We start from the raw sequence: 25,568 nt of genomic DNA, 5'->3' as shown, positions 1-25,568 counted from the left end.
GATCAGGAAGCGCTTTGGCAGGTGGGCAAGGGGGCGGCAGGGCGCGGAAGAGGCATCGATGGATGAAGGCGATGATTGACAGTTTTGTCATATTACCAATAAGCGCGCATGGCGGTCCGTGTTTTCTGTCGATCTTGTTTGATGTCGTCCTTTTGTTTCAGGCCCGTCGGTAGCACGCCCTCAGAGGCTGAATTGCAGCGTCGATTCGTGAAGCCGGTCGGCCAGCGAGGCAACTTCGTTGGCCGAGGAGGAGGAATCCGCTGCTGCTTTTGCCCCTCTTTCGATCATTTGCGCCATGCGTTCCGTGTTCTGGGCAATTTGTTCGGCCGCCAGGCGCTGTTCGCCCAGAACGTCGACAATTTCCCGGGCGGCGATGGCCGAGCGTTCGCAGAAGGATTCGATCTGGCCGATGGCGGCTTCGGCTTCCGTGGCCAGTTGCGTGCCGCGCTGAGCCCGTTCAGCCGTTGCCGAGACGGCTTCGCTGCTGTGTTCGGCGGCCGTGCTCAATTGTGTGACCAGGCCCTCGATCTTGCGCGTGGTGTCAGCCGTATGGCTGGCCAGTTTGCGTACTTCGTCGGCGACAACGGCGAAGCCGCGCCCGGCGTCGCCGGCACGGGCTGCTTCAATGGCGGCATTGAGCGAGAGCAGGTTGGTCTGCTCTGAAATTTCCTTGATTTCCCGGGCGAAAGCGAAAATTTGCTGGGTATGCGCTTTCAATGCCTGCATTGCTGCGGTCGACGCCAGTGCCTGGGCCGAAATGTTGCCGATCTCGCTGATTGCCTGATGAATGATGCGCCCACTTGCTTCGGCAGTTTCGCGCGTGTCTTGCGTTGCGTCGGCAGCGCAGCCGGCGCTTTCCGCCATCACGGCAATGGCGGTGGTCAACTCTTCGATGGCAGCCGTGATCATGGATGCGGAATCGCTCTGCAGGCAGTTGGCTTCGGCGACCTCGTGGGCTGACTGGCGCAGTGCCAGCGCGTTGCTGGAGGTCAGTTCGGCATCCTGTTTGACGCTGCCGATCAGGCTGCGTAAGCGGGTCTGCATGTCCTCGATGGAAACGACCAGCGAATTGGCTGCGGCTTTGCCGGTATCCATCGGCTGGGTCAGGTCGCCGGCGGCAACCCGTCGGGTCGCTGCGACAACGGGTTCCAGCTCACCGCCGAGGCGGCGCAGGATGCGGCGCCCGAGAAATGCAGCGAGGGCGAGGAAAATGAAGGAGCCGATGCAGCCGACGGCCAGTACCTGCAAGGCGTTTTCCTCGAAACGCCGGTTCGCCGTGAGCGATGCCTGTTCAACGCCTTGCCGGCTGTTCAGACTGATGGCGCCAAACGTTTCGCCCAAGGCTTTGACCAAGGGGGCGTCGGCATCGCGGATTGCTGCATCGACCATCAAGGTGTATTTCGGCGTGCCGGGTTCGCTTTCGGCCAGTACGTCGTCGTAAAGCTGATTCAACTCCTTGGCCTGCTGGCGCAGTTCGGCCAGGCGGATTGCCTTGGGAATGTCGCCGTCTTGTTGCATCAATTCCAGTGCCGCCAGGTGTTTCCAGAATGCAGCGCGGCCAGTCTGGAACTCGGCAAGCCCCTTGTCGAATTCGGAAGGCATGTGATTGCGCAGCAACATCCCGTTCAGGCCGCGTTGCTGGGTCTGAAAGGCGCTCTGCACTTCGCTGAGCCGGCCAAGCGCCTGGCTGGTCCGGGCGACGTCGCTGGAGACTTCGCGCACGTCATCACGAAAGGCCTGTAGCGAGAGCAGGGCGGTCAGCAGCAGGAAAATGCCGAAGCAACTGCCGACCCCCACCATGGAAAACAAGGCGCCACGAATCGACAGAGAATTGAGGAATTGCATGATGTGAAGTGCCTGTAGGGTCAAAACCAGTGGCACTGTAGTGACCCAATATTTCAGCCGATTTACCGTGAAAAGTAAGCTTCGGGTCCTTGGGTCTGTTGTCTTGCGGGCAATATTTCAGTCTGTCACAGCTTTGTAACAATGGCTGACTAAGCTGTCTCCTGTCCTTTCATTTTTCCCAACAGGAGTTAGCTAATGTTCAAGCAATCCAAGATCGTTTCCGCCCTGGCAGTCGCTGGTGTCACCCTGTTCGGTGCGCAGGCTGCTTACGCCCAGATCGTCAAGATTGACGGTTCTTCCACGGTTTATCCGATTACCGAAGCGGTCGCAGAAGAATTCCAGAAGGCCAAGAAGAACAGCATCAAGGTCACTGTCGGTATTTCCGGCACGGGTGGCGGTTTCAAGAAGTTCTGCCGCGACGAAACCGATCTGCAGAATGCCTCGCGTCCGATCACCGCCAAGGAAATGGCTGATTGCAAGGCGGCCGGCGTCGATTACGTCGAAATGCCGGTGGCCTACGATGCATTGACCGTCGTGATCAACCCGAAAAACACTTTCCTCAAGCAGGCCACCGTCGAAGAGCTGAAGAAGCTGTGGGAACCGGCTGCCCAGGGCACTGTGATGAAGTGGAGCCAGGTCAATCCGGCTTGGCCTGATGCACCGGTGAAGCTGTTCGGCGCTGGCGCCGACTCCGGTACTTTCGAATATTTCACCGAAGCCATCGTCGGCAAGGCCAAGTCCTCGCGTGGTGACTACACTGCGTCGGAAGACGACAATGTGCTGGTTCAGGGTGTGTCGCGTGACGTCAATGCCATCGGTTACTTCGGCTACGCCTACTACGCTGAAAACATGGCTCGCCTGAAGGGGCTGCCGATCGTCAATCCGAAGACCGGCAAGGCTGTCGAGCCGTCCGGTGCCAACGTCGAGAACGGTACGTATGTACCGCTGTCGCGTCCGATCTTCGTTTATGTCAAGGCCAAGTCCCTGCAGAAGCCGGAAATTCGCGAGTTCGTCGAGTTCTACATGAAGAACGCCGACAAGCTGATCCGTGAAGTCAAGTACGTGCCGCTGCCGAAGGCTGCCTACGAAGGCAACATCAAGCATGCCAAGGACGGCAAGATTGGCACCGTCTTCGGTGGCAAGAATGAAGTCGGCATCACCGTCGAAGAAATCATGAAGCGCGAAGCCAAGATGTAAATCGCGCCCCGGCGAATCGCTCACGATTCGTCAACAAAAGGCCGGCCCACCAGGGTCGGCCTTATGTCAAAGAGGGTTCTTCCAGTGGATTACGCCATGTCTCAAAACAATATCTCCGGCCTGCCCCAGGTCAGTGACCGTCTGGCCAAAAACGCCATGCGTCACGTCAGCGAGCGCCTGATCGAGTTCGTGCTCTTTGCCGCCGCTGCGGTCTCCGTGCTGACGACCGTCGGCATCGTTTATGTGCTCGTCACCGAGTCCATCCATTTTTTCCAGAATGTCCCGATTTCTGACTTTCTGACCGATACCCAATGGACCCCGCTATTTGATGATGCCCATTACGGCATCATGGTCCTCATTTCCGGCACCTTGGTGTCATCAGGTGTTGCGCTGCTGGTGGCCATTCCGATGGGGACCATCATCGCCATCTATCTGTCCGAGTTTGCCAATCCGAAAGTGCGTGAAGTTGCCAAGCCGGTGCTTGAACTGCTCGGTGGCATCCCGACCATCGTTTTTGGCTACTTCGCCCTGCTGATCGTGACGCCGCTGCTGCAGACGATTTTCCCGGAACTGCCGGGCTTTTCCTTGCTTTCCGCCGGTCTGGTCATGGGCATCATGATCGTGCCCTACATTGCCTCGCTATCAGAGGACGCCATGCGCGCCGTGCCGATGAGCATGCGCGAAGGGTCGTATGCGATGGGGGCGACCAAGTTGCATACCGCCATTCATGTGGTCGTGCCGGCTGCCGTGTCCGGTCTGGCTGCGTCGTACATTCTGGGGATTTCCCGCGCCGTCGGCGAGACGATGATTCTTGCCGTGGCGGCCGGCATGCAGCCGAACCTGACCTGGAACCCGATGGAGCCGGCGGCAACAATTACCTCGTATATCGTGCAAGTTGCACTGGGTGACTTGCCGCACGGCTCGATTGGTTACCAGACCATTTTCGCCGCCGGCCTGACGCTGTTGTTGATTACGCTGGCGTTCAATATTGCCGGCCAGTGGATGCGCCGTCGCTTCCGGGAGGCTTATTAAAATGCAGAAATCAATGACGACAGAACAAATCCGTGCGCTGATCGCTCGCGGTAAATTGAAAGACAGGATTTTCCAGGCCTTGGGCATTGTCTGTCTGGCGCTCGGTTTGCTGGTCATTACCCTGCTGGTCGGCGACATGCTGATCCGTGGTCTGGAGCGCCTGAATCTCGACTTCTTCACCAACTTCGCTTCGCGCCGGGCGGCGCAGTCCGGCATCCTGTCGGCCTGGGTCGGCACCATCCTGGTGATGTTCGTGACCGCGCTGGCCGCTGTGCCGCTCGGCGTCGCCGCCGGGATTTACCTGGAAGAGTATGCCAAGCGCAACTGGATCACCGAGATCATCGAAATCAACATTACCAATCTCGCTGCTGTACCGTCGATTGTGTACGGCCTGCTGGCCCTCGGTATCTTTGTCTATACCTTCGGCTTCGGCCAGAGCATCCTGTCGGCGGGTTTGACGCTGGCACTGCTGATTTTGCCCATCGTCATCGTGTCGACCCGGGAAGCCATCCGCGCCATTCCGGCGATGATCCGCGAAGGTTCGATGGCCGTCGGTGCCACCCGTTGGCAGACCTGCCGTTACCACATCATTCCGTATGCCATGCCCGGCATCCTGACCGGTGTGATCATCGGTCTGGCGCGCGCCATCGGCGAAACCGCACCGATCATCACCATCGGTGCGCTGACCTTCATCGCCTTCCTGCCGCCGGCGCCCTTTACCGTGACCGGCGCCGATGGCATCTCGGCTGGTCTGTTCGACTGGGTGATGTCGCCTTTCACGGTGATGCCGATCCAGATCTTCAACTGGACCTCGCGCCCCGACCCGGCTTTCGAAATCAACGCCGCCGCCGCCGGCTTCGTGCTGATGGCGATGGTGCTGTCGATGAACGCCGTCGCCATCTACCTGCGCTACAAGATGCGCAAGAACATCAAGTGGTAATGAATTTAGTGCTTTTCTGCGACCACAGAGTCAAAGGCTGACCTTACGGTCGACCGCAGAAAAAAGCCCAAAAACCGACATTTTGAATGGAATCGAAAATGCAGACGCATGATCAACCGACCTTGAAAGCCGAAGCCAGAAACTTCAATTTTTTCTACGGCGAAGCCCAGGCCCTGAAAAACATCAACATGCCGATTTACGACAAGAAGGTCACCGCGCTGATCGGGCCTTCCGGTTGCGGTAAATCGACCTACCTGCGCAGTTTCAACCGCATGCACGACCTCTATCCGGGCAATCGCTACGAAGGCGAAATCCGTTTCTTCCCGGACAACACCAACCTGCTGTCGCCGGAAGTCGATCCGATCGAAGTGCGCATGCGCGTCGGCATGGTGTTCCAGAAGCCGAATCCGTTTCCGAAAACCATTTTCGAAAACGTCGCCTACGGCCTGCGGGTGCGTGGTGAAAACAACAAGCGCATGCTTGACGACAAGGTCGAGCACGCCCTGCGCGGCGCGGCGATCTGGGACGAAGTGAAGGACAGACTGCAGGATCTGGCGCCGAATCTTTCCGGTGGGCAGCAGCAGCGTCTGTGCATTGCCCGTGCGCTGGCGACTGACCCTGAACTGTTGCTGTTCGACGAGCCGACCTCTGCGCTCGACCCGATTGCCACCGGTGCCATTGAGGAACTGGTGCATGAGCTGAAGAAACGCGTGACCATCTTGATCGTCACGCACAATATGCAGCAGGCAGCGCGGGTTTCCGATTACACCGCCTACATGTACCTGGGCGAAATGATCGAATTCGGCAAGACCGATGAGATTTTCATCAAGCCGAAAGAAAAGCGGACAGAAGACTACATTACCGGCCGCATGGGCTGAGGAGAAAAAAATGAACGAATCCCTACACGTCTCCAGCCAGTTCGACGAAGATCTGAGTCGTCTGCGCACGCATGTGCTGCAGATGGGCGGCCTGGTCGAAACCCAGGTTTCTTCGGCAATCGATGCCTACACCACGGGCGAAGTCACCAACGTCAAGACCATCGTCGAGACCGACCGCAAGGTCAATGAGCTGGAAAAGGCCATCGACAACGACTGCGCCCACATCATCGCCATGCGCCAGCCGGCGGCTTCCGATTTGCGCCTGGTCTTTGGCATCAGCAAGATCGTCACCGACCTTGAACGCACCGGCGATGAGGCCAAGAAAATCGCCAAGGGCGTACGCCGCATTTATGAAGCCGGCCATACGCCTTCGCAATATGGCGTCGGCGTTCGCCATCTGGCCGATGCTGCCCTGAACATGGTGCGCCAGTCGCTTGATGCCTTTGCTCGGCTTGACGCGGGTTTGTCGCTCAATGTGATTCGGGCTGACGATGCGGTGGATGTCGAATTCAAGTCGATCATCCGCCAATTGATCACCCACATGATGGAAGATCCGCGCACGATTACGGTTTCCATGGATATCATCTCGATTGCCCGAGCCATTGAGCGGATCGGCGATCATGCGAAGAATATTTCCGAGCAGGTCATTTTCGTCGTCGAGGGGCGTGACATTCGGCACAACAAGGAGGCCATCAAGTGACACCGACCATTCTGGTCGTCGAAGACGAGCCATCGATTCAGGAACTGGTCGTCATCAACCTCAAACATGCCGGTTTCCTGGTGGTACGGGCCGGTAGTGCGGAAGAGGCTGACTCGGCCATCCGCACGGCGCTGCCGGATCTCGTGGTGCTGGACTGGATGCTGCCCGGTCAGTCCGGTGTGGCGTTGGCCAAGAAAATCCGGGCCGACGAGCGGACGCGTGAACTGCCCATCATCATGTTGACGGCCCGTGTGCATGAAGAAGACAAGGTTCAGGGGCTGGATGCCGGGGCCGACGACTACGTCACCAAGCCGTTCTCACCGAAGGAACTGGTTGCCCGAGTGCGTGCCGTATTGCGCCGCCGCGCGCCGCATCTGGCCGGCGAAGCGGTTGAAGTGGGCGATCTTGCGCTTAATCCGGCGACCCATCGGGTGCTGGCTGCCGGTCAACCGATCGAACTCGGGCCGACCGAGTTCCGTCTGCTGTTTTTCTTCATGACGCATGCTGAACGGGTTTATACGCGTGCCCAGTTGCTCGATGAAGTCTGGGGTGACCATGTCTTCATCGAAGAGCGCACGGTGGATGTGCACATTCGCCGCCTGCGCGCGGCGCTTGAGTCGTCCGGTCATCATGAGCGGGTCGAAACGGTGCGCGGTACCGGTTACCGTTTCCGGGGTGCCTGACTAACGTGCAACGAGCGCTGATCTATGGCCTGTTAACGGCCGCCGTTTCTTTCTTGCTGGGTTATTTTGTCGAGCCGTGGATGGGCTGGGTGCTGTTTTATCTGGGACTCAGCCTGCATCTGGCGATGCACTACCGGAATTTTTCTCGTCTTGAGCGCTGGTCACGCAAGCCGGTGCTTGATGCCAGCCTGGAGGGCGATGGCGAATGGGACCGGGTATTTCGTCGCCTGTACCGTCACGAAAAGGAATTACTGGAGAAAATCGAGCTGCGTGAGCGCGATATCGCCCGCTTGATCGCGGCAGTGCATGCGATGAACGACGGGGTTGTGCTGCTCGACGGGCTGTATCAGATCCAGTTTTGCAACAAGACGGCAGAGCGCCAGTTGGGCATTTCGTCAGCCACTGATCGCGGTGCGGCGATTACCAATATCGTCCGGCAGCCGGAGTTCGTCGACTATCTGGCCAGGGGCGATTTTTCCCGCTCGCTGGTCCTGCGTCTGGAGCGTTATTTTGAGCGTGTGCTGTCGTTGAGCGTCATTACTTACGCCGACGACAACTGGTTGTTGCAGGTCCGGGATATTACGCAAACGGATCGTCTGGACAGCATGCGGCGGGATTTCGTGGCCAATGTGTCGCATGAACTGCGCACGCCGTTGACCGTGTTGTCCGGTTTTGTCGAAACCTTGCTGGAAATCGATGTCGACCGCGAGTCGCGCCAGCATTACCTGCAATTGATGGGCGAACAGTCGAAGCGCATGCAGTCCATCGTGCAGGATTTGCTGACCTTGTCGTCCATCGAATCGGCGCCGCCACCGGAGGATGAGGTGGTCGATATGGCTTCGCTGGTGGATAAGCTGCGGCGTGATGCCGAAGCCTTGTCGGCCGGCCGGCATCAGATCGTGCTGCAAATCGAAGGGCAGGGCGATCTGCACGGTTCGGAGTCCGAACTGGTCAGTGCGCTGGCCAATCTGGTCTCGAATGCCGTGCGCTATACGCCGAGCGGGGGCTGTATCACGCTGATCTGGAAAGTCTCGTCGCAAGGTGCGGAATTTGCCGTGCAGGATACGGGGATCGGGATCGAGCCACAGCATATTCCCCGCTTGACCGAGCGCTTCTATCGCGTTGATCGTGGTCGTTCGCGCGATGTCGGCGGTACCGGTCTTGGTCTGGCCATCGTCAAGCACTCGCTGAACCGCCACCAGGCAACGCTGGATATCACCAGCACGCCAGGCAAGGGCAGTTGTTTTATCGTCAGGTTTCCGTCCGCTCGTGTCAGCGACGTCTGAACTGTAGCGGCAGAGACTTGCCCGGATTCCGCCGGGGGCTTGCCTGTTGTTCTGCCCCGGCGCATCCATTAGACTGAGCCTCCCATATAAAGAAAGGCCGTGTTTCCTCCTCCATGGAATGTTATCGATGTTGCCTGGTCCTGTTCGCCGTCAGGGCATGTACCCGCTGTAATCTGTCTGTCCCCTCCCGTCGTATTCGCTTGTCGCCCCCCGCGTCGTTGATCGATGCCTTCCGCCAGCGTGCTTGCCGCGCCCGGCGCTTTGCGGCGACACGCAGCATTCCTTTCCGGAGCTTGTCATGGAGTTTCTGATGGACCCGTCGATCTGGGTCGGTTTGCTGACGCTGGTCGTGCTCGAAATCGTACTCGGCATCGACAACCTCGTATTCATCGCCATCCTGGCCGACAAGTTGCCGCCCAGCCAACGTGACAAGGCGCGGCAGATCGGCCTTTCGCTCGCTTTGGTCATGCGCCTGGGGCTGCTATTCGCAATTTCATGGATGGTCACCCTGACCGAGCCTTTGTTCATGATCGGCCAGTTCAGCTTTTCCGGGCGTGACCTGATCCTGTTGATCGGCGGTCTGTTCCTGGTATTCAAGGCGACGATGGAGTTGCATGAGCGGCTTGAGGGCAATCTGCACCAGGCCGGGCCGAAGTCGGCTTATGCCAGCTTCTGGATGGTCGTGGCGCAGATCATCGTGCTCGACGCGGTGTTTTCGCTCGATGCGGTGATTACCGCCGTCGGTATGGTCGACCAGCTTGGTGTCATGATGGCTGCCGTGGTCATTGCCATGGGCATCATGATCCTGGCGTCCAAACCGCTGACCCGCTTCGTCAATGCCCATCCCACCGTGGTCGTGCTCTGCCTGAGTTTCCTGTTGATGATCGGCTTCAGTCTGCTGGCCGAGGGGTTCGGGTTCCATATTCCGAAGGGTTATCTCTACGCGGCCATTGGTTTCTCGGTCCTGATCGAGACATTCAATCAACTGGCCTGGCGCAACCTGTCGAAAAACGAGGCGCGTTTGCCGCTGCGTGACCGGACGGCAGACGCCATTCTCAGTCTGATGGGCGGGCGCAAGGTAGCCAGCGCAGCCGAGAAGGCGGCCGATGTCGAGGAGGGCGCACCGCAGGCCGCTTTCGGCGAAGAGGAGCGCTTCATGATTTCCGGCGTGCTGACGCTGGCCGAACGCTCCATTCGCACGATCATGACGCCGCGTGGCGATATTTCGTGGGTCGATTGCGCCAGCGATGCGGCCGAGGTCAGGGCGCAATTGCTGGCAACGCCGCACAGTTTGTTCCCGGTCTGTCGTGGTTCGCTCGATCAGGTAATCGGCGTTGTTCGCGCCAAGGAACTGTTTACCGCGTTGGACAATGCTCAGGATCTGGCCTCGTGTGCGGCGCAATATCCGCCCATCCTGATTCCCGATCAGATGGATGTGATCAAGATCCTCGGCGTGTTGCGCAGGGCGAAGGGCAGCTTGGTCATCGTGGTCGATGAATTTGGCACGATCCAGGGGCTGGTGACGCCGCTCGACATCCTGGAGGCCATTGCCGGCGAGTTTCCCGATGCCGACGAGACGCCGGATATCGTGCGTGAAGGCGATGAATGGCTGGTCAAGGGGACGGCCGATCTGCACCAGTTGGAGCAATCGCTCGGCGAGGTCGAACTGGTCGGTGCGGACGATGATTACGTGACCCTGGCCGGCTTGCTGCTGGCGCAGCATGAACAGATGCCGGCAGTCGGCGCACTTTTCCAGTTTGGCGATTTCCGTTTCGAGGTGGTCCAGATATCGGATCGGCGGATTGAACTGGTGCGGGTGTCGCACCTGGCCCCCGAGTTCGTGGCGGAGTAAGACCCGGACTCACCTCGGGTAACGCCTGTTACTCGGGGTTCTGTCGGTATTCTTGTCCTTCCGGTTGGCTGCGCTTCATCCGGAAAAGCAGCATTTTCGGTCGTTGACCGCAAAAGTGCTGCGTTGGGCTGTCATGGTCCTGTCACACCGGGGTCATGCTCTGTTCACGCGGGCTGGCTATCGTGCGTGCATGCCCAACGTCAGAAGCCTGTTTTTATCGGATATCCACCTTGGCACGCGGGCGTGCCAGGCGGACAGACTCCTCGATTTTTTGCGCGAATACCCGGCCGAGCAGACCTTCCTGATCGGCGACATCGTCGATTTCTGGGCGATGAGTCGCAGCATCTGCTGGACGCCGGCCCAGAATACCGTGGTGCAGAAACTGTTGCGCCGGGCCCGGCATGGCGAGCGCGTGGTCTTCATTCCCGGCAATCACGACGAAGTGCTGCGCGAATACTGCGGCACCGTGTTCGGCGACATCGAGGTGGCCGATGAGGTCGTGCATCAAACGGCCGACGGCAAGCGTTACCTGCTGATCCACGGCGACCAGTTCGACCAGGTCACCCGCCATCATCGCTGGGTTGCCGTGCTTGGCGACAAGGCTTACGACCTGCTGGTCCGGATCAATCATTGGTTGTCCTGGGTGCGGCGCAAGCTGGGGCGAGCGGGCTACTGGTCGCTCGCCGGGTTCGCCAAGCGCAAGGTCAAGAAGGCGCTGAATTTCATTTTCGATTTCGAAGAATCGGCCGTGCATCACGCCCGCGAACGCGGGCTGGATGGGGTGATCTGCGGCCATATCCATTGGGCGGCGATGCGTGAGATCGATGGTCTGCACTACATCAATTGCGGTGACTGGGTCGACTCCTGCACCGCGATCGTCGAACACATGGATGGTCGTCTCGAACTGGTGGCCTGGGGGGCGGGCGATGTGATGCCGCGCGCACCGGCCGAAGTTTTTTCGCATGCAACAGAAGCGGTCAAGGAAACGGTGGAGGCTTGAAATGCGCGTATTGATGGTGTCGGATGTATATTTTCCCCGCGTGAACGGGGTATCAACATCGATTGAAACCTTCCGTCGAACCTTGGCCGAGCAGGACGTCGAGGTGCGTCTGGTGGTGCCGCGTTATGGCGATGAGCCGGAAGAGGCTGGGATCATCCGGGTGGCCGGACGGCCAGTGCCGGGCGACAGGGAAGACCGGCTGGTCGGCTGGCGGGCGATGCATCGCGCCGTCCTGGAAGCGGCGCGCGATTGCGATATCGTGCATATCCAGACACCGTTCATCGCGCATTACGCAGGTCTGAAGGCCGCACGTCGGCTGGGTTTGCCGGTGATCGCGACCTACCACACGCTGTTTGAAGAGTATGTGGCGCATTACGCGCCCTTTTTGCCCGCTGTCTGGCTGCGCCGCCAAGCCCGCGCCTTGTCGCGCCGCCAGTGTAATGCGCTCGATGCGGTGGTTGTTCCCTCTTCGGCCATGCGTCAGCGCCTTGAGCAATACGGGGTGAGTACGCCGCTGCATGTGCTGCCGACCGGTATTCCGCTGGCCCAATTCGCCGGGGGCGATGGCGTGGCATTCCGTCAGCGCCACAATATTTCGCCGACCCGTCCGGTCGCCTTGTTTGTCGGTCGCGTGGCGCATGAAAAGAACATCGGCTTCCTGTTCGAAGCCTTGATCCATGCCCGCCGGCAGCAACCGGACATCCTGCTGATCGTGGCGGGAGAAGGGCCGGCCAGCGGCGAGTTGAAGCGTCAGGTGGCGGCACTCGGTCTGGGTGATGCGGTGCGTTTTCTCGGTTACATGGATCGTCAGCGCGATCTGCCCGATTGCTATGCGGCGGCCAACCTTTTTGTTTTTGCCTCACGCACCGAAACCCAGGGGCTGGTGCTGCTTGAAGCGTTGGCCGCCGGTCTGCCGGTGGTTGCGCTATCGGCCATGGGTACGACCGATATTCTTGCCGGCGGGCGCGGCTGCCTGACGCCGCCTGATGATCCACAAGCCTTTGGCGAGTTGTTCGGGCGCATCCTGGCTCGCCCCTACGCCTGGACGCATTTGCCGAGTGAGGCACTGGCAGGTGCCAGCGCTTGGTCGGACAGTGCGATGGCCGCGCGTCTGGCCAAGCTGTACGGCAATTTGCGCCAACTTGGCGCGGTTGCTGATCGGCCGTTGGTCGAACTGGTCGGCGAGACGGTTGTTCCGGGTGCTGGCGTCAGCGGCGATGCGTCCAGCGGGCCAGGGCCGCTTTCAGCGTGGCGTTGTTGACCGGTTTGGCCAGGTAGTCGTCCATGCCGCAGGCCAGGCATTCTTCGCGATCCCCCTGCATGGCGTTGGCCGTCATGGCGATGACCGGGACTGTACGCATGGCATCGCCAGCCTGGCCGGCGCGCAGTCGGCGGGTGGCCTCGAATCCATCCATCACCGGCATCTGGCAGTCCATCAGCACGACGTCGAACTGTTGTTCGCCCAGCAGACGTAGCGCCTCTGCGCCATTGTCGGCAATGACATGCACGCAGCCCAGTTTGTTGAGCAGGGCTGCCGCGACTTTCTGATTGACCAGATTGTCCTCAACCAGCAGCACCTGCGTGCCCTCAGGCAAGGTCAGGGCTGATTCATTGATGGATGTTTCAGCGCTGGCGCAGTTGTCGATGCCGACCGGTAACTCGATCTGGAAGACGCTGCCGCAGCCAGGCGTGGATTCGACGCTGATTTTGCCGCCCATCAGTTCGGTCAGCCGCTTGCAGATCGACAGGCCAAGGCCGGTGCCGCCAAACTGCCGGGTGGTCGAGGCATCTCCCTGGAAGAAGGGGGAAAACAGCCCGGCCAGCACGTCCGGTGCCATGCCGATGCCGGTGTCGCTAACGCGAATGCACAGCCAGGTCGAGCGATCCGAGCCAGCGATGGGCTGGCTGCTGAATTCGATGCACACGCTACCCGCTTCGGTGAATTTGACTGCGTTACCGACCAGATTGATCAAGACCTGGCGCAGACGGCTGGGGTCGCCAATGACTTGTTGCGGTACATCGGGGGCAATCTCGCCATTCAGCGTGAGCGGCTTCAGGCTGGCTGCATGACGCAGCAGGGCGATGGTGTCGTGCAACACGTCGGCCGGTGAAAAGCTGATGCATTCCAGGTGCAGCTTGCCGGCTTCGACCTTGGAGAAATCCAGGACGTCGTTGATCAGGCTGAGCAGACTGTCGGCGCTGTGCCTGATGGTTTCGGCAAAATCCCGCTGTTCTGCGGTCAACGGCGTGGTGAGCAGCAATTCGGCCATGCCGATCACGCCGTTCATCGGGGTACGGATTTCATGGCTCATGTTGGCCAGGAAGCTGCCCTTGGCCACACTGGCCGCTTCTGCCGCCTGCCGGGCTTTGTCCAGTTGTTCAAGCGCGCGCATGCGTTCGAGGAAGCCACCGGCCCAGCGTGCCAGCAACTGGATGAACTCGATGTCCGACGGATCGAAGTCGTGGTCGCGCCCGGTGTGTGACGAGAAGTTGATGGTGCCGTACAAGCTGCCGTCGATGCGGATAGGGGCACCGAGATAGCTGGCCAGCTGGAATTCCTTGAAGCATGGATGGTCGCGGTATTCCGAGTCGGCCGCATTGACCAGCATGAACAGGCTGTCGCGCTCGACGATGGTGCTGCAAAAGGTGCTGCCGAGCGGAAACTCCTGCCGGTCATGCAGGGTGTTGTCGGGTGAAACCTGGACTTCGATACGGTAGGTCGAACTACTCTGATCGATGTAGCTGATGATGCCGTATTCGAGATGCAGGTGCCGGCTGGCGAGCAGCAGTGCCTGACGCAGCGTTTCCCTGGGATCAAGGCCGTTGACCGTAGCAATTTCGTTCAGTGCACGCAGCGCAGCCAACTGGCGTTTCAGGCGCAGTGCTTGCAAGCGTTGTTCGGTGATGTCCTCGAAAACACCGAGATAATTGACCACCTGGTTCTGTTTGTCGCGCACGGCGGAGATGGTCAGCCATTCTTCGATCAGGCGGCCATCCTTGCGCCGGTTGGTGATCTCGCCGCGCCAGATGTCGTCGCTTGCGATCCGGGCCCACATGTTCTGGTAGAACGCCGGGGGGTGTCGCCCGGAATTGAGCAGGCGCGGTGTCTGCCCGAGCAGTTCAGCCCTGCTGAAGCCGGAAACCTCGATCAATTCCGGGTTGACCGCAAGAATCCGGCGTTCGGCATCGGTCACCATGATGCCGCTGGTGCTGTTCTCGAACACCTGCGCGGCAAGTTGTCGTTCGTGATGCAAGCGGGCTTCGTCGAGCAAGCCGCGCCGGACGCGCTGGATCAGCAGGCTGCTGAGCAACAGCGTGACACTCAGCGCCAGTCCGATCAGGATCAGCGTGTCGCGGGTTTCAGTCTGCCAATTGGCCAGTGCACGTTCGCGGTCAACGTGAATCAGCACGAACAGGGGATAGTTGCGCGAGGCACGATAGGCAGTCAACATTTCCTGCCGGTAAGCGCCGTATTCCCCCAGGCTGCCGATTTCATGTTCGCGCATGCTGTCCAGCATGGCGTCGGCCAGATGGCGGCTGCCTGGCGCCAGATCCTGCCGGGTCGAGAGTGTGGCAATGCCCTGGTAGTCGATGATCTCCACTTCGGTCAGTTCCGGCGCGACGTGGTGCAGGAACTGGTTGATGAAGTAGTCCGGGTTGAGCGCGGCAATGAAGCGCAAGCGCTGTCCTTCGACGATGACTTCGCGGACGACCGGAATGAAGCTCAGGCTGTCCGCCGGTGCCGGGTTTTCGGTATTGGTCGGGCTGCCATCGGCAATGTCCCGACCGCGCCAAGGGGTGCCGATGCGCATGAAATTGGCGACCTCCGGTCCTTCATGCAAAGGATGAAAGTTTTTTGCATCGATCTGGTGGCCGATGTTTTCCCGGTTCGAGCTGGCGATGATCAGGCCGTGTTCGTCGGCTACCGACAGCGAACGCAGGAAGAGCAGGCGAACCAGCATCTGCTCCAGCTGACGTGAGGCTTTCTCGGTGTTGCGTAACGGCATCTCGAGGACATCGGGCAGCCCCTGCAGTGTCAGGTCGCTCAGGTTCAGCGTCTGGGTGAGTTGTTCCTCGAAGACCCGGGCTTGCCCCTTGGCATCGTCGAGATGGCGCAGCAAGGCTTCTTCGCGCAACTGGAAGACGTGCGACAGCGTTCCGGCAACGACTGTTACCAGCAGAATGATCTGCATGCCGATCAACAGACGGGTCAGGGCGCCCGTCCGGTTGCCCGGTGCGGCCGGCGTTTTAATCGAGGACAGCAATCGGCAGCAGTCCGTGGCGTTCGGCCGAGGCTTTCAATTCGCCGCTGCGCTTGGCCTTGACGAGGAACTGCTCGACTCGTGCATGCCAGCGGTCATCTCCTGGACGCATTGCCCAGGCGTAAGGGGTCAGGTGATAGACGCTGTCCGGTTTGACCAGGCGAGCCCAGTCGGTGGTGCGCAACATGCGCTGGCTGAAGGGAAAATCCGTCATGAACACATCGGCCCGACCGGATTCCACTTCCTGTTCGCGCGCATGCGGCGTGTCCAGCACTTTCAGGGTGGCCGAGCGCAACTTCTCCTTCATCACCGGCTCATGCAGGGTGCCCTTGGCGACGGCAACCACGGAACCCGGCTGGTCGATGTCCTTCCATTGGCGAATCCGGCGATTGCTTTTGGTCGTGATGGCGTAGATGTCGCTGGCCATGTGCGGCCGGGTGAAACGCAATTTTTCCTGGCGTTGCGGCGTGATGCCGATGGCGAACATGGCGATATCGCAGCGATCCTGGGTCACATCGTCGATCAGTCGGGCGAATGAGCTATCGACGAATTCGACATTGACCCCCAGATCACGGCCGAGTGCTTTTGCCATGTCGACGTCGATGCCGGAAAGCTGACGGGTTTTCGGGTCACGGTAACTGATCCCGAAATAATCCGGCCAAAAACAAACCCGCACGGTCTGGTTCGTCGTCACCCGATCCAGGGTGCTGGACTGGGCGAAGGCCGTGTTGCTGCTGCCGATCAGGGCGGTAGTCAGCAGCAGGAAGCGCAGGGGGCTTAGCATGAGTATTGCTTTCGTGATAGAGGCTCGGCGCAGTGTAGCAAAAGAACGTTCTGTCTATTTGCGCTGGATCAATTCCACTTTGTAGCCATCCGGGTCGTCGACGAAGGCGATGATCGTGCTGCCGTGCTTCATCGGCCCGGCTTCGCGCACGACCTTGCCGCCGCGTGCCTTGATTTCGGCGCAGGCGGCTGCCGCGTCGGGGACGGCCAGCGCGATGTGGCCGTAGGCGTTACCCAGTTCGTAACTGCTGGTGTCCCAGTTGTGCGTCAATTCGAGGACGGCTTCCTGGTCTTCGCTGCCGTAGCCGACAAAAGCCAGCGTAAAACGACCTTCCGGGTAGTCCTGGCGGCGCAGCAACTGCATGCCGAGAATCTCGGTATAGAAAGCAATGGAACGGTCGAGGTCGACGACGCGGAGCATGGTGTGCAGGATGCGCATGGGGTTTCCTTTCAGAATTGCGGAAGTAGTTCGTGATTTTACCGGCAGTTCATCAGGTACGCGGTGGGGCGGGGGAAAATGCGCCTTGTCCGGTAAGGACGGCGTTCGGGACGCGACGCAAAATTGTCGCCGCGCCCCGAACGGGTAAATGCCCTATTTTTTACGTATTACTTGTTTGCCTTGGCGGCTTTTTCGATGGGGAATAAGACGCCCGATCAGAACTTGTGCGATACGCCGGTCGCAAAAAGATTGCCGTTGGCACTGTTGCCTACGACGAAATCGGCGGCGAGCGCCGTGGTGGCATTGCGCTCGTTACTGACACGGGTCCAGCCGGCGTACAGTTGTGTGCGTTTCGACAGGTCATGGTTGTAGACCAGCGAGTAGGCTTTTGTATCGGCATTGCTCGCTGCGCCGCTCTCGATGCGATTCTGACCATAGGCTGCCTTGACCGTACCCTTGGTGGAAACCGGTACGGCAACGCCAAGCGCCCATTTGCTGTCGCTCGACAGACCATCCTGCTTTTGATTCTGATACATGGCAAAAGCTTTCAGCAGACCAAAATCGTAGCTGCCGCCCAGGCCATATTCGCGTGTGTCGTCCGCTGCAACCGTATTGCGGGCATCGATTTTCGAATACACGGTACCCAGTTTCAGCGGGCCGTTGGCGTAGGTGAGCGACAACAGGTTGGCGGATGCATCTTTTTCCGTCGGCTGGGTTGCCGCGCTCTCGGTTACCCGGGCGTGGTTGTAGGCAAACGACAGGCCGCCAAAGCTCGGCGAGATATAGGCCACTGCGTTATCCCGGCGTCCTCCGGTGCCGCAGTTCAGCACGGTCGTCGCTTTCATGCGATCCGTGACGTTGAAGGCGCCGCCGGCTACCGGGTTGTAGCTGCAGGCAAAATCGAAGCCTGTCGTTTGCAGACGGCCGGCAACCACGGTACCGAAATTGCCGCTCAGCCCCACATATTGCTGGCGTGCTTGCGTGCCGGTGAAGCGGGTTCTCGATGCCGGGTCGCCAACGCCCGAATTCTGGTCCGGCGCAATGTTGTATTCCAGCGTGAACAGCGCCTTCAGGCCGTTGCCGAGATCCTCGGTGCCCTTGAAGCCGATGCGCGATGGTGCATTCATGCCGTTGTCGATGGTGTTCATGCTCTTGACGCGGTCTGCGCTGAAATGAACGTAGCCCATATCAACCACGCCATAAACCTGCACGTTGCTCTGTGCCATGCTTGCGCCGGAGATCAACGTGGTCACCCCCAACGCAATGATTGTCTTCTTCATGTCTTTTCCTCTTTTGTATTGAATTGAAAATGACATTCCTGACGCCAGCCCTTTCGGGAAAAGTGCGCAGAGAACGCCATGAAGCACGCATCGCGTACGGTCGACTTGATGACCGATACGCTTTACGCCGTTGCTCCGCAGGTTCTTGTCCAACTTGCCTGACGGAAGCATCTGCCTGGCGGAAGCGAAGTTTTGCGCCGCCCTGCCAGACAAACTCCTGGTGGAAAACCCGACAGGCTCGGGCTTTCCTGATTTGCTGCCGATCCGCGTTGCTCAGTGCTGGAGGAAATCGACCACCATGCGGTTGAACTTGTCGGCGTGTTCCCACTGCGCCCAATGACCGCAGCGGTTGAAGATGTGCAGTTCGGCATTCGGCATGCCCCAGATCAGGCGCAGGCCGACGTCCATCGGCACGAAGCGGTCGTCGCGCCCCCAGATGACCAGGGCTGGCGCGCTGATTTCGCCGAGGCGCGGGCCGTAGTCGGTGAATTGCTTCGGGTTGACGGCCAGGCTCTTGACGAAGTTTTCCAGGTGATCCTGGCGCGCCATCATGTTGTCGAGGCGAGCCTGGTAGAGCTCGTCGGTCAGGCTGCTGCTGTCGAAAACAAAGACGGCCATCATCTTCTTCAGGTTCTCGATGCTCGGTTCGCGGTAGAGGCCTTGCAGCAGCTTGATGCCTTCCGTCGGCATCGGCACGAACTGGCTGGGGCCGCCGGTGCCGCCACCCATCAGTACCAGCTTGCCGACCCGTGCCGGGTTGGCCAGGGCGAAGGCGACGGCGGAGTGGCCGCCCATCGAGTTGCCGATGATGTGCACCTTGGCCAGGCCGATGGCGTCGAGCAGACCCTTGAGGGCGCGGGCGTTGAGTTCAGAGCGTGAGCCGCTGCAGACGATGGGATCGCTCTTGTTCCAGCCCGGACAGTCCATCAGGATGACGCGGTAGCCGGCATTGACCAGCGGTTCGATGTTGCGGTTGAAATTGGCCCAGCCGCTGGCGCCGGGGCCGGAGCCGTGCAGCATGACAACGGTTTCAGCACCGGCGTTGCTGCAGTTGCCGAGATCGTTGTAATGCAGTTGCAGGTCGAGGTCACCCTCCTTGATGTGGACAAAACGGCTGCTGGCAGCTTCAGTCAGTGTGGTCATATGCGATCCTTTCTGTGGGGGCGGTATGAGTGGCATTGGTTTCAGGCTTGTCTGCCGGCGCTGCGAAAAAGCAGATAGCCGGCAAACGAGACAGTGCTGGTAATGAGGATGGTCCAGGCCATGGGCTGGCCGCTGCCATCGTGGTAGATGCTGACGCTGGCGCTGGCAAGCATGCCGAAACCGAATTGCGCGGCGCCGAAAAGCGCGGCTGCAGCGCCGGCATTGTTTGGGTAGCGCGCCATGAGCAAGCCGACACAGTTGGCCCCCAGCAGCCCGGTCATGCTGACGATGACGAACATTGCCGCAATGGTCAGTGCCATGGCTTCCGGCAGGCGGATGGCCAGCGGCAGAATCAGGGCGCCGAGGAAGGCGAGGGCGCAGCCGATGCCGGCCATTGCTGCTGCGCCTCGTGAGTGCACGAGGCGGCTGTTGAGGTAATTGGCGGCAAAAATGCCCAGGGCATTGGCGGCGAAAATCCAGCTATAAGTCAGCGGTGAGAGGCCGCCAAGTTCAATGAAGTAGAAGGGGCTTGCTGTTATGTAGGCAAACATTCCCGCAAAAGACATGCCTCCGGCCAGCAAGAGGCCGAGGGCGACGGGGTCGGCGAGCAGGCGGAAGTAGGCGGCAAAAGCGGCCCCGAGCGGCAGTTGACCGCGATTTTCAGCAGATAGACTTTCCGGGAGCAGCTTCCAGACGACCGCCAGGCTGATCAGGCCCCAGCAAAACAGTGAGGCAAAGGTGCCGCGCCAGCCGAAGCTGGCCAGCAGCACACCGCCGATCAGCGGTGCAACAAGCGGTGCGATGGCGGTCACCATGGCCATCAGCGAGAGCGTGCGAAGCGCTTCGGCCGGTCGAAACACATCGCGCACGACCGTTCTGGCCAGTACCGAAGCAGCCCCGCCACCCAATGCCTGGAAAAAACGGGCGACGATTAGTTGCTCGATCCCGGCCGCCAGCAGGCAGGCCAGACTGGCGCAGACGAAGAGCGCAATGCCTGCCAGCAGCAACGGCCGTCGTCCGTAGCGGTCCGAGATTGGTCCATAGCACAGCATGCCCAAGGCAAAACCGGCGAGGAAGACGGTGATCGACAATTGCACCTGGGCGGCCGGTGCGGCCAAGCCGAGAGCGATGGCCGGCAAGGCAGGCAGGTAGAGATCGATGGCCAGCGGCCCGAAGGCGACCAGCATGCCGAGCAGGATGACCAGCCGGTCTGGTCGATGCGCTTGGTGCATGGGCAAGGTAATGGTCGTTCAGTCGAGGTACGGGCGCGGGCCGAAGCCGATTGGCGCTGGCGCACAGGCGACAAGTTTCGAGAATATCGCCTTGAAATCTTCCTTGCTGTCGGCATCAAGCGAATTGGCGTCCATTTCTGCCCGGAATTCGGCGTCGACCGCAATCCAGTCCTCTTCGCTCAGGTAACGGCGTATCAGCGGCAGGACAATCTCTTCTTCAAGCAGCATGTGGCCGCGATAAAAGTCGGCATAGGCTTCGAAGGCCCGAGCGAAGTCGGCAAAACGCGTCGGGTCGACCGCATAGGCAGCAACCGCCTGTTGCAGTACCGCGATGCGCTGCGGCGCGGCAGCGTGCTGGACGGCCAGTTCGGCCAGCGCTTCAGCGCCCTCGCTGCTGCGCTGTTCCAGGTATTTGAACAGCAGGTCTTCCTTGGGGTGGTGGCGTTGCTCGGCGTAGGCGTCGAGATAATGCACCATCGCCTGGAAAAGCTTGAGGTCGGGCGCCAGGCGGCCAGCGCCGATTTCCTTCAACATGAAGCGGATGGCGTGCAGGATTGCCGCCAGCGACTGGTGTTCCTCGCCGATGATGTGCAGGGCTTCCATGGCTGTTCTCTTTTCGCTCTTTTCAAATTCGAATAACGGGAAAACCCCTCGTCACACCCGCAGTGGCGGGCATGGCGAGGGTCATTGCGTGCCCTCAGCTTGAAAGCATTTCCTGGTGTTTGCTGGCCAGGCCGAGATAGCTCTCGATCACGCGCGGATCGTTCTTCAGCAACTCGGCTTCGCCCTCCATCTTCACGCTGCCGTTTTCCAGCACGTAGGCGTAGTCGGCGACCTGCAAGGCGGCGCGGGCGTTCTGCTCGACCAGCAGGATCGAGACGCCGCGCCGGCGCAGTTCGCTGATGATGCGGAAAATCTCGCGCACGATCAGTGGTGCCAGGCCGAGGCTGGGCTCGTCGAGCATCAGCAGCTTGGGCTTGGCCATCAGCGCCCGGCCGACCGCCAGCATCTGGCGTTCGCCGCCCGACATCGTGCCGGCCTGCTGGTGCCGCCGCTCCTTGAGGCGCGGGAACAGCGTATAGACCTCGTCCATCGTCTGCAGGTGGTCGCGATGCCCTTGGCGGTTGCGCTGGAAGGCGCCGAGCAACAGGTTGTCCTCGATGCTCATGGTGCCGAACAGCTCGCGCTTTTCCGGCACCAGATTCATGCCGCGCACGACCATGCGTTCGACTTCCGGCTCGACTTCCACCGAACCATCGAACTCGACCTGACCTTTTGACGGCAGCAGACCCATGATCGCCGCCAGCGTTGTCGTCTTGCCGGCGCCGTTGGGGCCGATCACGGTGACGATCTTGCCCTCGCCGACCGACAGGCTGAGCTTGCTGACCGCCTCGACCTTGCCGTAGGCGACCGAGAGATCGCGGATTTCCAGAACGTTTTTGGCCATCTCACACCCCTCCCAAGTAGGCTTCGAGCACCGCCGGGTCCTGCTGGACCTCTTCCGGCAAGCCTTCGGCAATCTTTTCGCCGAATTCCATGACCACCAAGCGGTCGACGAGATTCATCACGAAATCCATGTCGTGTTCGACGATCAGCACCGCCATGCCCTCGCCACGCAGGCGCTTGAGCAGTTCGGTCAGCGCCTGTTTTTCCTTCAGGCGCAGGCCGGCAGCCGGCTCGTCGAGGAGCAGCAAACAGGGATCGGAACACAGCGCGCGGGCGATTTCGAGGATGCGCTGCTGGCCGAGCGCCAGGCTGCCGGCTTCGACATGCATGAATTCGCCCAGGCCAACGCGCTCGACCTGCATCGCTGCTTCGCGCAACAGCCGTGCTTCCTCGACACGATCCAGCCGCCAGGCGGCTGATAGCACGCCCTTGCCACCGCGGCGGTGGGCGCCGATAGCGACGTTTTCCAGCACGCTCATATTCGGCAGCAGGCGCACATGCTGGAAGGTGCGGCTCATGCCTAGCGCAGCAATTTCGCGCGAATCGTGGCCGGCGACCGACTTGCCACGGAACAGCACTTCGCCCGAAGTCGGCGTATCGACGCCGGACAACTGGTTGAACATCGTGCTCTTGCCAGCGCCGTTGGGACCGATCAGCGCCAGGATTTCCCCCGCTTTGACCTGCAGGCTCATATTGTTGTTGGCGACCAGACCGCCGAACTTGCGCGTCACGTTCTGCGCTTCGAGAATCACCTCGCCGTGCGGCGGCTGCGGCTTTTTCGGCAAGGGCTCGGCATTTTGATCAACCACCTTGATATCGCTCTTTACCGGCACCAGGCGGGCGAGCAGCGGCCACAGCCCGGAGCGGGCGCGGTGCAGCAGCACGATCATCATCAGGCCGAAAACAATCACCTCGTAATGGCCGGCTGAGCCAAACAGCTTGGGCAGCACATCCTGCAGCCACTGCTTCAACACGGTGATCACCCCGGCGCCGACCAGCGCGCCCCAAACCTGCCCGGCGCCGCCGACGACGGCCATGAACAGGTATTCGATGCCGATGTGCAGGCCGAAAGGCGTCGGATTGACGAAACGCTGCAGGTGGGCATAGAGCCAACCGGCGGCACAGGCGTGCAAGGCGGCGATGACGAAAATCACCATGCGGGCGCGCGAGGTGTCGACGCCCATCGCCTCGGCCATCACGATGCCGCCCTTCAAGGAGCGAATGGCACGGCCTTCGCGTGAGTCGAGCAGGTTCTTGGTGGTAAAGAGTGCCGAGAGGACGAAAGCCCAGACCAGGTAGTAGTAATGGCGGTTATCGTCGAGTTCGAAGCCAAAAATGCTGATCGCCGGCACGCTGGACAAGCCGGCATGACCGCCGAGGAACTCCATGTTGCCGAACAGGAAGAACAGGCTGATGCCCCAGGCCATTGTCCCGAGCGGCAGGTAATGCCCGGACAGCTTGAGCGACAGCGAGCCGAGGATGATCGCCACCGTTGCCGTCAGCACGAGCCCGAGTACCAATGCCGCCCACGGCGATCCTGCGGTAAACGCCAGCCAGGCTGGCAATTCCGTGGTCGTCGTCAGCCAGGCCGTGGTGTAGGCGCCGAGGCCGACAAACGCCGCCTGACCGAAGGAGGTCAGGCCGCCGATCCCGGTCAGCAGTACCAGGCCGAGCGCGACCAGCGCCGACAGGCCGACGTAATTGAGCATGGTGACGTAGAACTCGGGCAGGAGCAGCGGTGCTGCCGCCAGCGCGGCGAGGAACACGCCGAGTACCAGACGGGCATCGAGGCCCTTGTCGCGGTGCGGTGCATTGGCCAGGTGGCCGGTATCTTCTTCCTCGATGTGGTGCGTGGACCAGGACAGCCAGATCAGTACCGGGATGATCAGCGTGAATACCAGCACATCCTTGTAGGCGCTGGCCCAGAAGGACGAGAAAGATTCGAGCAGGCCAACGACGATGGCGCCGGCAGCGGCCAGCGGATAGCTGGCGAGGCCGCCAATGATTGCTGCAACGAAGCCCTTGAGGCCAATCAGGAAGCCGGAGTCGTAGTAAATCGTCGTCAGCGGCGCGACGAGCAAGCCGGACAGGGTGCCGATCAGGGCCGCGACGAAGAAGGTCTGCCGCCCGGCCAGCGCCGGCGAAATACCCATCAGGCGCGCGCCGTTGCGATTGATCGCAGTTGCCAGCAAGGCTTTGCCGGCCAGCGTGCGATTGAAATAAAGATAAAGCCCGACAATCAGCCCGATGGCCGCCAGCAGTACGACGATGGTGTGACCGCCGATCATCAGCGCGCCAACTTCCAGTTGGGCATCGCTGAACGGTGCCGTGCGAGAACCTTCCGGGCCGAAGATCAGCAGGCCCAGACCGACCATCAGCAGATGCAGCGCCACCGAGACGATCAGCAAAACCAGCACTGAGGCTTCGGCAATCGGCTGGAAAGCAATGCGATAGAGCATCGGCCCCAGCGGTACGACGATGGCCAGCGTCAGCAAAGCTTTAATTGCCGTCGGTGTCTCGTTCAGCGGCAGCAACCAGAGCAGTACCGTCAGCGCTGCCGGGTAAGCCAGATTCCATATGCCGGAATGCAGGAAGGGCCGACGCCCCGGTCGTGCCGTGACGATGTCGGCGATAAAAGTCAGCACGCCGGCACCGAGCAGCAGCCAGATCGTCCCCGGCTTGTTGCCGGTTTCCAGCGCGGCCATGGTCAGCGCCCCCCAGGCGAGGAATTCGCCTTGGGGAATGAAAATGATGCGAGTGACGGCAAACACCAGCACCAGGGCCAGTGCCAGCAGCGCGTAAATCGCGCCATTGGTGATTCCGTCCTGGGCCAGCAGTGCGAAGATTGAGGCATCCATCAAAGGACTCCTGATGCAGCGGCAAAGGGCCACGTGCAGTGGCCTTTTGCGGTCAACCTGATAAAAAGAGCAAAAACCGTTGGGCTTTGTTCGTCCAGTGTCATTGCCGCGCAGGCGCCAATGACACTGTGGCGCATCAAGCCAGCAGTCCCCGTTCGCGAGCCATGGTGATGGCGGTGTCTTCGATCATGTCTTCCTGGCCGCCGACCATGCCGCGGCGACCGAGTTCGACCAGGATGTCGCGGGCCGGCACGCCGTACTTGACGGCGGCGCGCTTGGCAAACAGCAGGAAGGAGCCATAGACCCCGGCGTAACCCAGCGTCAGCGCATCGCGGTCGATGCGGATCGGGAAGTCCATCATCGGCACCACGAGGTCTTCGGCGACGTCGGTGATCTTCGCGACATCGACCCCGGTCTCGATGCCCATCAGACTGCACACGGCGATCAGTACTTCCATCGGCGTATTGCCGGCGCCGGCGCCGAGACCGGCGGCAGCCGCATCGATGCGGTTGGCGCCGACTTCAATGGCGGCGATGCTGTTGGCAACACCCATGGCCAGGTTGTGGTGGCCGTGGAAACCGAGTTCGGTTTCCGGCTTCAGCGCAGCCCGTACCGCCGACAGGCGCTCCTTGACGCCGTCCGGCAGCAGGTGGCCGGCCGAGTCGGTGACGTAGATGCAGTTGGCGCCATAGCCTTCCATCAGCTTGGCCTG

At 60.5% G+C, this 25,568-nt stretch carries 21 protein-coding genes and 1 pseudogene; 10 read left to right on the top strand and 12 right to left on the bottom strand.

Annotated features, from left to right (window positions below):
* Nucleotides 1-180: 180 nt before the first annotated feature.
* Entirely contained in the window at nt 181-1,845 is a 1,665-nt protein-coding gene (locus RCI20_RS13400) for a methyl-accepting chemotaxis protein (RefSeq protein ID WP_306606345.1), read from the bottom strand.
* 195 nt (nt 1,846-2,040) lie between these two features.
* Between RCI20_RS13400 and RCI20_RS13395 the strand changes: the two genes are divergently transcribed.
* The 10 genes from RCI20_RS13395 to RCI20_RS13350 all read left to right on the top strand — a co-directional run bounded on the left by RCI20_RS13395 (nt 2,041) and on the right by RCI20_RS13350 (nt 12,674).
* On the top strand, nt 2,041-3,042 hold the full coding sequence (locus tag RCI20_RS13395; protein ID WP_306606343.1) for a PstS family phosphate ABC transporter substrate-binding protein: 1,002 nt from the start codon (nt 2,041-2,043) through the stop codon (nt 3,040-3,042).
* 96 nt (nt 3,043-3,138) lie between these two features.
* Entirely contained in the window at nt 3,139-4,074 is a 936-nt protein-coding gene (gene pstC, locus RCI20_RS13390; protein ID WP_306606341.1) for a phosphate ABC transporter permease subunit PstC, read from the top strand.
* A 13-nt stretch (nt 4,075-4,087) separates the two neighbouring features.
* Nucleotides 4,088-5,014 carry a phosphate ABC transporter permease PstA gene (pstA, locus tag RCI20_RS13385; protein WP_306606339.1) on the top strand — a complete coding sequence of 309 codons (927 nt, stop codon included), beginning with the start codon at nt 4,088-4,090 and terminating at the stop codon, nt 5,012-5,014.
* A 98-nt stretch (nt 5,015-5,112) separates the two neighbouring features.
* Nucleotides 5,113-5,892, top strand: coding sequence for a phosphate ABC transporter ATP-binding protein PstB (gene pstB / locus RCI20_RS13380; RefSeq protein WP_306606337.1), 780 nt, complete (start codon nt 5,113-5,115; stop codon nt 5,890-5,892).
* A 10-nt stretch (nt 5,893-5,902) separates the two neighbouring features.
* Nucleotides 5,903-6,592 (top strand): phosphate signaling complex protein PhoU, encoded by a 690-nt coding sequence (gene phoU / locus RCI20_RS13375; RefSeq protein WP_306606334.1) that lies wholly within the window; start codon nt 5,903-5,905, stop codon nt 6,590-6,592.
* On the top strand, nt 6,589-7,275 hold the full coding sequence (phoB, locus tag RCI20_RS13370; RefSeq protein ID WP_306606332.1) for a phosphate regulon transcriptional regulator PhoB: 687 nt from the start codon (nt 6,589-6,591) through the stop codon (nt 7,273-7,275). The genes phoU and phoB overlap by 4 nt, the downstream gene beginning before the upstream one ends.
* Before the next feature lie 5 nt (nt 7,276-7,280).
* A complete protein-coding gene (gene phoR, locus RCI20_RS13365) occupies nt 7,281-8,561 on the top strand; it encodes a phosphate regulon sensor histidine kinase PhoR (protein WP_306606330.1) in 1,281 nt (426 codons plus the stop codon).
* Nucleotides 8,562-8,859: 298 nt separating this feature from the next.
* Nucleotides 8,860-10,413 (top strand): TerC family protein, encoded by a 1,554-nt coding sequence (locus RCI20_RS13360; RefSeq protein ID WP_306606328.1) that lies wholly within the window; start codon nt 8,860-8,862, stop codon nt 10,411-10,413.
* A 190-nt stretch (nt 10,414-10,603) separates the two neighbouring features.
* Nucleotides 10,604-11,413, top strand: a complete 810-nt coding sequence (locus RCI20_RS13355; protein WP_306606326.1) for a UDP-2,3-diacylglucosamine diphosphatase — start codon at nt 10,604-10,606, stop codon at nt 11,411-11,413.
* Between the two features lies 1 nt (nt 11,414).
* Entirely contained in the window at nt 11,415-12,674 is a 1,260-nt protein-coding gene (locus tag RCI20_RS13350; RefSeq protein ID WP_306606324.1) for a glycosyltransferase, read from the top strand.
* Here the strand turns inward: RCI20_RS13350 and RCI20_RS13345 are convergent.
* The 11 genes and pseudogenes from RCI20_RS13345 to dmpG all read right to left on the bottom strand — a co-directional run.
* Nucleotides 12,622-15,678, bottom strand: coding sequence for an ATP-binding protein (locus tag RCI20_RS13345; protein WP_306606322.1), 3,057 nt, complete (start codon nt 15,676-15,678; stop codon nt 12,622-12,624). The genes RCI20_RS13350 and RCI20_RS13345 overlap by 53 nt on opposite strands.
* Nucleotides 15,662-16,459 carry an ABC transporter substrate-binding protein gene (locus tag RCI20_RS13340; RefSeq protein WP_306606320.1) on the bottom strand — a complete coding sequence of 266 codons (798 nt, stop codon included), beginning with the start codon at nt 16,457-16,459 and terminating at the stop codon, nt 15,662-15,664. Before RCI20_RS13340 ends, RCI20_RS13345 begins: the two co-directional genes overlap by 17 nt.
* A 54-nt stretch (nt 16,460-16,513) precedes the next feature.
* Nucleotides 16,514-16,897 (bottom strand): lactoylglutathione lyase, encoded by a 384-nt coding sequence (gloA, locus tag RCI20_RS13335; protein ID WP_306606318.1) that lies wholly within the window; start codon nt 16,895-16,897, stop codon nt 16,514-16,516.
* A 215-nt stretch (nt 16,898-17,112) separates the two neighbouring features.
* Entirely contained in the window at nt 17,113-18,177 is a 1,065-nt protein-coding gene (locus tag RCI20_RS13330; protein ID WP_306606316.1) for a porin, read from the bottom strand.
* A gap of 273 nt (nt 18,178-18,450) precedes the next feature.
* On the bottom strand, nt 18,451-19,320 hold the full coding sequence (locus RCI20_RS13325; RefSeq protein ID WP_306606314.1) for an alpha/beta fold hydrolase: 870 nt from the start codon (nt 19,318-19,320) through the stop codon (nt 18,451-18,453).
* 41 nt (nt 19,321-19,361) lie between these two features.
* Entirely contained in the window at nt 19,362-20,552 is a 1,191-nt protein-coding gene (locus RCI20_RS13320) for a Bcr/CflA family multidrug efflux MFS transporter (RefSeq protein ID WP_306606392.1), read from the bottom strand.
* A gap of 18 nt (nt 20,553-20,570) precedes the next feature.
* Nucleotides 20,571-21,155: a hemerythrin domain-containing protein gene (locus tag RCI20_RS13315; RefSeq protein ID WP_306606312.1), complete on the bottom strand. Its 585-nt coding sequence runs from the start codon at nt 21,153-21,155 to the stop codon at nt 20,571-20,573.
* A gap of 94 nt (nt 21,156-21,249) precedes the next feature.
* Nucleotides 21,250-21,999 (bottom strand): ABC transporter ATP-binding protein, encoded by a 750-nt coding sequence (locus RCI20_RS13310; RefSeq protein WP_306606310.1) that lies wholly within the window; start codon nt 21,997-21,999, stop codon nt 21,250-21,252.
* 1 nt (nt 22,000) lies between these two features.
* Nucleotides 22,001-23,818 (bottom strand): branched-chain amino acid ABC transporter ATP-binding protein/permease, encoded by a 1,818-nt coding sequence (locus RCI20_RS13305; protein WP_306606391.1) that lies wholly within the window; start codon nt 23,816-23,818, stop codon nt 22,001-22,003.
* 9 nt (nt 23,819-23,827) lie between these two features.
* Nucleotides 23,828-24,856 (bottom strand): annotated as a pseudogene (locus tag RCI20_RS13300) (branched-chain amino acid ABC transporter permease); the annotation flags it as partial.
* Nucleotides 24,857-24,992: 136 nt separating this feature from the next.
* On the bottom strand, nt 24,993-25,568 hold a 576-nt coding region (dmpG, locus tag RCI20_RS13295; RefSeq protein ID WP_306606308.1), incomplete at its 5' end, for a 4-hydroxy-2-oxovalerate aldolase.

Source organism: Azonexus sp., assembly GCF_030824335.1.
In the GTDB taxonomy this organism is placed as follows: Bacteria; Pseudomonadota; Gammaproteobacteria; order Burkholderiales; family Rhodocyclaceae; genus Azonexus.
The sequence above is the reverse complement of the archived record's forward strand: the minus strand, read 5'-3'. Positions and strand labels throughout refer to the sequence as shown.